Annotated in this window: 7 protein-coding genes; 4 read left to right on the forward strand and 3 right to left on the reverse strand. The window is 68.3% G+C overall.

Annotated features, from left to right (window positions below; genetic code table 11):
* The 3 genes from KME77_RS14145 to KME77_RS14155 form a co-directional block, all read right to left on the reverse strand.
* Positions 1 to 809 (reverse strand): ABC transporter permease (locus KME77_RS14145; protein ID WP_219466943.1); only part of this gene is annotated, 809 nt, incomplete at its 3' end.
* Positions 806 to 1,531, reverse strand: coding sequence for an ABC transporter ATP-binding protein (locus KME77_RS14150; RefSeq protein ID WP_219466944.1), 726 nt, complete (start codon positions 1,529 to 1,531; stop codon positions 806 to 808). The genes KME77_RS14150 and KME77_RS14145, both read right to left, overlap by 4 nt.
* Positions 1,528 to 2,034: a PadR family transcriptional regulator gene (locus KME77_RS14155; protein ID WP_219466945.1), complete on the reverse strand. Its 507-nt coding sequence runs from the start codon at positions 2,032 to 2,034 to the stop codon at positions 1,528 to 1,530. The genes KME77_RS14150 and KME77_RS14155 overlap by 4 nt, the downstream gene beginning before the upstream one ends.
* Before the next feature lie 130 nt (positions 2,035 to 2,164).
* On the opposite strand from KME77_RS14155, the gene KME77_RS14160 reads away from it, so the two are divergent.
* From KME77_RS14160 to KME77_RS14175, 4 genes are all read left to right on the forward strand, one after another.
* Positions 2,165 to 3,412: an ABC transporter substrate-binding protein gene (locus tag KME77_RS14160; protein ID WP_308250699.1), complete on the forward strand. Its 1,248-nt coding sequence runs from the start codon at positions 2,165 to 2,167 to the stop codon at positions 3,410 to 3,412.
* 66 nt (positions 3,413 to 3,478) lie between these two features.
* On the forward strand, positions 3,479 to 4,801 hold the full coding sequence (locus KME77_RS14165) for an ABC transporter substrate-binding protein (protein ID WP_219466948.1): 1,323 nt from the start codon (positions 3,479 to 3,481) through the stop codon (positions 4,799 to 4,801).
* A 12-nt stretch (positions 4,802 to 4,813) separates the two neighbouring features.
* On the forward strand, positions 4,814 to 6,190 hold the full coding sequence (locus tag KME77_RS14170; RefSeq protein ID WP_219466950.1) for an ABC transporter permease: 1,377 nt from the start codon (positions 4,814 to 4,816) through the stop codon (positions 6,188 to 6,190).
* Entirely contained in the window at positions 6,187 to 7,089 is a 903-nt protein-coding gene (locus KME77_RS14175) for a carbohydrate ABC transporter permease (RefSeq protein WP_219466953.1), read from the forward strand. The genes KME77_RS14170 and KME77_RS14175 overlap by 4 nt, the downstream gene beginning before the upstream one ends.
* Positions 7,090 to 7,185 lie beyond the last annotated feature (96 nt).

Below are 7,185 nucleotides of genomic sequence, written 5' to 3' on the forward strand. Positions count from 1 at the left end.
CCGGCCGCCCCGCCCACCAGCCCCACCATGCCGAACAGCGCCAGCAGCGTGCCGAGCAGCCGGTTGTCCAGCTCCATCGCGGCCCTGACCTCGCGCCAGGTGTAGACGCGCTGGAGCTGGTCCTCCAGCATGACCACGACCCGCTGGGAGACGACCTGGGCGGCCTCGGGGTCGGCCAGGCGCAGGCCGGTGACCCATTCGCTGCGGCCGAGCGTGGGCTCGATCCGGTCGAGGGTGGCCGGCAGCACCCAGGCCAGGCCGGGGGTCCACTCGGGGTAGAAGCCCTGCTCGGCGGAGTCGGCGATGCCGCGTACGTACAGGGTGTGGCGCTCGCCGACGAGCGCGATGATCGTGAAGGCGTCGCCCACCTTGAGCCGCAGCGACGTGGCGAACGAGCGCTCGACCACCACGCCGTCGGACTGCACGGGGTCGAGCCAGCGGCCCTCGGCCACCACCGGGTGGGCCACCCGGGGCGGCGTCGCGGGCATCGCGTGCAGGGTGGCGGGCTCCTTCTTGCCGCCCTGCACGACGGTGACGGGCGCCGTCCGGTAGGGGCCCGCCGTCTGGACGACGCCGTCGATGTCACCGAGCGCGGCCTGGGGGCTGTCCTTGGTGTAGAACCACACGTGCGCGCCGTCGGTCTGGGCGGACAGGCTGCGCCACGGGTTCGTGCCGTCCTCCAGCAGGGTGACGGCGGTGATCAGCGCGGCCACGATCCCGGCCACGGCGAGCACGGTGAGCAGCGCCTGGCCGGGCCTGGCCCGCAGGTCGGCCCTGATCCACCTGCTCCCCGCCCTCGCAGTGCTCACCTGAGGTCGATCACTTCCCCGGCGGTGCCCGTACGCCTGCGGGTGATCCGGCCGTCGTCCACGATCTCGCCGTCGAACAGCGACACCAGGCGGTCGGCCAGCCCGGCCACGCGGGCGTCGTGGGTGACCATGACGATCGTCTGGCCCTCTTTGTGCACGTCGCTGAGCAGGCGCAGCACGTCGCGCGTGTTGCGGCTGTCGAGGTTGCCGGTCGGCTCGTCGGCCAGCAGCACGCTCGGCTGGTTGGCCAGCGCGCGGGCCAGCGCGACCCGCTGCTGCTCGCCGCCGGAGAGCTGGCCGGGCGCGGAGTCGGCGCGATCGGCGAGGTTGAGCGCGCCCAGAAGGTGCTCCCTGCGCTCGCGGGCGTCCTTGGGCGCGGCCCCGGCCAGCAGCGCGGGCAGCTCCACGTTGTCGGCCACGGTCATGTTGGCCACCAGGTTGAAGAACTGGAAGACGAAGCCGATCTTCTTGCGCCGCAGCAGCGCCCAGGCGCTCTCCGACAGGGTGTCCACGCGCTTCTCGTCCAGCCAGATCTCACCGCTCGTCCGGGCGTCCAGCCCGCCGAGCATGTGCACCAGCGTCGACTTGCCCGACCCCGACGGCCCCATGACGGCGACGAACTCGCCCGCCTCGACCCGCAGGTCAACGCCCCGGACAGCGGGCACGGGAACCGCGCCACCCGAGTAGATCTTCACCAGGTTGACGGTCCTGATCACGCTCATGCCAGATCCTCCTGGCATCGCTCCAGCCAGTCAAGGTCCGCCTGAAGATGGAGCATCGCGCCCTCGATGAGCAGGATGGCCACCCGGTCGTCGGGCTCGGTGCGGGCCAGCAGGTCGTTCAGGTCGCTCATGAGCCCCAGGTAGTGGCGGCGCTGGCGGCTGATCAGGGCCATCCGGTCGGCGATGCCGGTGAGCGGCGCGAGCACGAGCTTCATGAAGAACTCGTCGCGCACCCGCGGGCCCTCGGTCGGCTCGTCCACCCAGACGGTGAGGATCTCCCGGCCCTTGGTGGTCAGGTAGTAGACCTTCTTGTTCGGCCGGTTGGACTGCTCCACGTCCACGGCCCTGACCAAGCCGTCCTTCTCCAACCTGCCCAGAGTCACATAGATCTGGCCGATGTTGGGAGAGGGGTAGGCACTGCCAAAGGTTTGCTCAAGCGCCTGTTTGAGCTCGTAACCATGGGCAGGTTCCTTGGCCAGGAGTGCCAGCAGGTGCAGCCGCACGCCCCACCTCCCCCTGTGTGTTACGGATGCGTTACGCACTTATGCGTTGACCACCAGATTACCTGTGTGCATAACATGAATGCATCTACCTAACACGAATGTAATCCCCTTGAACAGGGAGGTAACCAGAGTGCTTCGCCCGCTGTCCGCCGCGCTCGCCGTCCTTCTGGCGGCAGGGTGCGCGTCGGCGGGCGACGAGGGCGGCGGCGAGACCGGCACGGGCGGCACAGGCCCGATCACCTTCGCCACCGGACGCGACACCACGGCGTACCTGCAACCTCTGCTGGATCGCTGGAACCAGGCCCACCCGGCCGAGAAGGTGACGCTCCTCGAGCTTCCCGAGGCCGCCGACGAGCAGCGCGCGCAGATGGTGGCCAACCTCCAGGCCCGCAGCAGCCGGTACGACGTGCTCGGCCTCGATGTCGTGCAGACCGCCGAGTTCGCGGAGAACGGCTGGATCATCCCCCTGGAGCGCGGGCTCTTCCCGCTCGACAGGTTCCTGCCGCCCACCGTGGACACCGCCGTCTACAAGGGCAAGCTGTGGGCCGTCCCGTACACGAGCAACGCCGGCCTCCTGTACTACCGCACCGACCTGGTGAAGAAGCCACCCCGTACGTGGGCGGAACTTCGCCAGCAAGCCCTAGAGATCACCAAGAAGCGAGACATAGGGGGTTACGCCGGCCAGTTCCTCGCGTACGAAGGACTGACCGTGAACTTCTCCGAAGCCGTGCAGTCAGCGGGCGGGCAGATCCTCAGCCCCGACGGCACGGAGGTGACCTTCGACCCGGCCAAGGGCAGGATCGCCCTGGACTTCCTGCTCCAGGGCCTGCGCGAAGGCTGGATCCCCAGCGAGTCGGTGAGCTACAAGGAGGAGGAGTCGCGCCTGGCCTTCCAGGAAGGACACCTCACCTTCGCCCGCAACTGGCCCCATGCGTACGGCCCCGCTCTGGCAAAGCTGGGCTCCAAGTTCGCGGTGACCAGGCTGCCGGGGCTCGACGGCCCGGGGTCGAGCGTGCTCGGCGGCGTGAACCTGGCCGTCAGCGCCTACTCCAAGCACCAGCACACCGCCCAGGAGTTCATCCGCTACTTCACCGGGCTGGAGAACGAGCGGCGCGTCCTTACCGACGGCTCGTTCCCGCCCGTGTGGACCGAGCTCTACGACGACCCCGACCTGATCAAGCGCTTCCCGTACCTGCCTGTGCTCAAGGAGAGCATCCTGGCCGCCAAGCCGCGTCCGGTGAGCGCGAACTACAACCAGCTCAGCCTGGTGATCGCGAGCACGGTCGCCAAGGCGCTGAGTCCTCCGTACAACGAGTCCGCCGACGACGTGGCGGCCTCCATGAAGTCCGAACTGCAAGAGATCATCAAGACCCAATAGGCCGGAGCGACGACTCCGGCACAGTAAGTAACCCCAGTGAGTCAGAACCACCACAGTGAGGCAACCATGCGAACAGCCAGAGCAGCAGCGATCCTGGCAGGGCTTGCGGTAGCCGTCGCCGCCTGCGGCAACGCGCCGACCACCACGCAGCCCACCGCGTCGAGTTCCGCGTCGGCAGGGGCCGGGGACAAGACGCTCCAGGGCGTCAAGCTCGAGGTCGCCGCGAAGTGGACCGGCCAGGAGCAGAAGAACTTCGAGAGCGTGCTGAAGGCCTTCTCCGACAAGACCGGCGCGCAGGTCACCTACGCCTCCACCGGCGAGGACACGGGCGCCTACCTCGGCCCGCGCATCCAGGGCGGCAACCCGCCGGACGTGGCGATCCTGCCGCAGCCCGGCCTGGTCCAGCAGTACTCCAAGCAGAACGCGCTCAAGCCGCTGACCGACGCGGTGGTCCAGGAGATCGACACCAACTACACGCCGTACTGGAAGGAGCTCGGCTCCGCCGACGGCAAGCCGTACGGTGTGCTGATCAAGGCGGCGCACAAGTCGCTGATCTGGTACCGCGAGCAGGCGTTCCAGGACGCGGGCGTGCAGCCGCCGACGAACTGGGACGAGCTGGTCAAGGCCTCCCAGACGATCGCCGACTCCGGCACGCCCCCGTTCTCCTTCTGCGGCGCCTCCGGCTGGACGCTGACCGACCTGTTCGAGAACGTCTACCTCTCGACCGCCGGGCCGGAGAACTACGACAAGCTCGCCAAGCACGAGATCCCGTGGACCGACGCCAGCGTGACCACCGCGCTGGAGAAGATCGCGCAGATCGTCGGCAAGAAGGAGTTCGTGCTCGACGGCAACTCCGGCGCGCTGCAGACCGACTTCCCGACCTGCGTGACCAAGGTGTACGGCCAGAAGAAGGCCGCCATGGTCATCGAGGCCGACTTCGTGGCCACCCAGGCCGTCCAGGACGGCGCCAAGGTGGGCGAGGACGCCAAGTACATCCCGTTCCCCAAGGCCGGTGACACCGCTCCGGTCGTGCTCGGCGGTGACGTGGCGGTCGCGATGAAGGACTCGCCCGGAGCGATGGCGCTGCTGCAGTTCCTGGCCTCCAAGGAGGGTGGCGAGATCTGGGCCAAGCTGCCCGGCTACCTGTCGCCCAACAAGAACGTCTCCCCCGACAACTACCCCGACCCGCTGACCAAGGCTCTCGGCCAGACGATCATCTCCGCCGGCGACGCCGTCCGGTACGACATGTCCGACCTGGCGCCCAGCGCCTTCGGCGGCACCGACGGCAAGGGCGAGTGGAAGGTGCTCCAGGACTTCCTGCGCGACCCCGCGGACATCAAGGGCGCCCAGACCAAGCTCGAGGACGAGGCCAAGAAGGCCTGGAAGTAAAGAGGTAAGGCCGTGACCGAACGGTTGAACGGCCCGCAGGACCCGCCCGCGACCATCGCGGGTGGGTCCGTCCCCGGACCGGCTGATACCCCCCGCAAGCAACGACGCCTCGGCCCCTCGCCGACGGTCGCCATCGTCTTCCTTCTCCCGGCGGCCGTGCTGCTGGGCATCTGGGTCGTGTACCCGATCGTCTACTCCATCTTCCGCAGCCTGTTCGACGCCACCGGCAGCGGGTTCGTCGGGCTGGGCAACTACCTGACGATCTTCACCGACGGGAGCATGCTCACCACGATCAGGAACAACCTGATCTGGGTGGTCGTCGCCCCGATCGTCGTGACGACGCTGGGCCTGATCTTCGCGGTGCTCACCGAGCGCATCAAGTGGGCGACCGCGTTCAAGCTGATCGTCTTCATGCCGATGGCGGTCTCGCTGATGGCCGCGGGCGTCATCTTCCGGCTCGTGTACGACGAGGACCCGGACAAGGGCGTGGCCAACGCCATCCTGACGACCGTGCACGACACGTTCTCCTCCTCGCAGGGCTATCCGGAGGCACGGCCGCGCGAGGGCGACCAGTCCCAGGTCGCCGCTCAGAGCGGCGCCGTCGTCACCAAGCAGCCCGTGCAGGCGGGTCAGCCGGTGCTGGTCCCGATCGTCGGCATCAAGCCGGAGATCATGCCGGGCTCGGCCGCGCCCGCCAAGGCCGCGCCGCCGGGCAACGACCTGTCCGGGACGGTGTGGTTCGACTTCACGGCGGGCGGTGGCGGCAAGAACGGCGCCATCGACGGCAGTGAGAAGGGCCTGCCCGGCATGACCGTCGAGGCGGTCAAGGACGGCCAGGTCGCCGGGACCGCCACGACCGCCGAGGACGGGACGTTCCGCTTCGACGGGCTGCCGGCCGGCGCCTACGTCGTACGGCTGCCGCAGTCGAACTTCCAGGCCGCCTACCACGGCCTGACCTGGCTCGGCCCGACGCTCATCACGCCGGCGATCATCGGCGCGTTCGTCTGGGTGTGGGCAGGTTTCGCCATGGTGCTGATCGCGGCCGGCCTGGCGGCCATCCCGCGTGACGCGCTGGAGGCGGCCCGCATCGACGGCGCCACGGAGTGGCAGGTGTTCCGCAGGATCACCGTGCCGCTGCTGTCGCCGGTGCTGCTCGTCGTCTTCGTGACGATGATCATCAATACGCTGAAAGTGTTCGACCTGGTGTTCATCATCGCGCCACCGTCGGTCCAGCCGCAGTCGAACGTGATCGCGCTGGAGATGTGGCGGGTGTCGTTCGGCGGCGGCAACAACCAGGGGCTGGGCAGCGCGCTGGCGATCTTCCTGCTCATCCTGGTCCTGCCGTTCATGATCATGAACATCCGGCGGTTCAGGAGGGACGAGTCATGACGACGACCGCAACCGTCACGGCGCCCGCCGGGGCGCACGCGGGCGCTCCGCGCAGGACGTGGGTCAACAAGATCACCGACCGGCTCGGCAGCGGTGGCGTGCAGGTCGTGATGATCCTGCTCGGCCTGTTCTGGCTGGTGCCGACGATCGGCCTGTTCGTCGTCTCGCTGCGACAGCCGGAGGTCAACAGCGCCGAGGGCTGGTGGACGATCTTCACCAAGCCCGCCGAGATCACCATCCAGAACTACCAGAACCTGCTGGCCGGCGGCTTCACCTCGTCCTTCTGGAACACCGTCTTCATCACGGTGCCGACCACCGTCCTGGTGATCGGGATCGCCGCGATGGCCGCGTACGCGTTCGCGTGGATGGAGTTCCCGGGCCGGGACGGGCTGTTCCTGGTCGTGGTCGCGCTGCTGATCGTGCCGATCCAGATCGCGCTGATCCCCGTCGCCATCTTCTACGGCGGGGTCGGCATCTTCGGCTCGATCCCCGGTGTGGTGCTGTTCCACGTGGCGTTCGGACTGCCGTTCGCGATCTTCCTGCTGCGGAACTTCTTCGTCGGCATCCCGGCCTCGCTCCTGGAGGCGGCCCGGATGGACGGGGCCTCCGAGGTGAAGATCTTCGTCTCGGTGGTGTTCCCGCTGGGCAAGCCGGCGATCGCGTCGCTCGGCATCTTCCAGTTCCTGTGGGTGTGGAACGACATGCTCATCGCGCTGGTCTTCGCGGACACGAACAACCAGCCGATGACCAAGGCACTGCAGTCGCAGATGCGGCAGTTCGGGTCGAACGTCGACATCCTGTCGTCGGGCGCCTTCCTGTCGCTGATCATCCCGCTGGTCCTGTTCTTCGCCTTCCAGCGCTACTTCGTGCAGGGCATGATGGCGGGCTCGGTGAAGTAGCCCTTCTTCTCCTGAGCCCTTGAGGCCCTTAGCCAGGGCCCTTCAGCCGGGGGCACGGACACCCGCCCGCCGAGGGGGTGGGCGGGCGTCCGGAAC

Source organism: Nonomuraea rhizosphaerae (genome assembly GCF_019396405.1).
GTDB lineage: Bacteria > Actinomycetota > Actinomycetes > Streptosporangiales > Streptosporangiaceae > Nonomuraea > Nonomuraea rhizosphaerae.

Coding starts and splice junctions, on each gene's coding strand:
- KME77_RS14150 (WP_219466944.1), bottom strand. CDS start 1,531: ATGAGCGTGATCAGGACCGTCAACCTGGTGAAGATCTACTCGGGTGGC.
- KME77_RS14165 (WP_219466948.1), top strand. CDS start 3,479: ATGCGAACAGCCAGAGCAGCAGCGATCCTGGCAGGGCTTGCGGTAGCC.
- KME77_RS14175 (WP_219466953.1), top strand. CDS start 6,187: ATGACGACGACCGCAACCGTCACGGCGCCCGCCGGGGCGCACGCGGGC.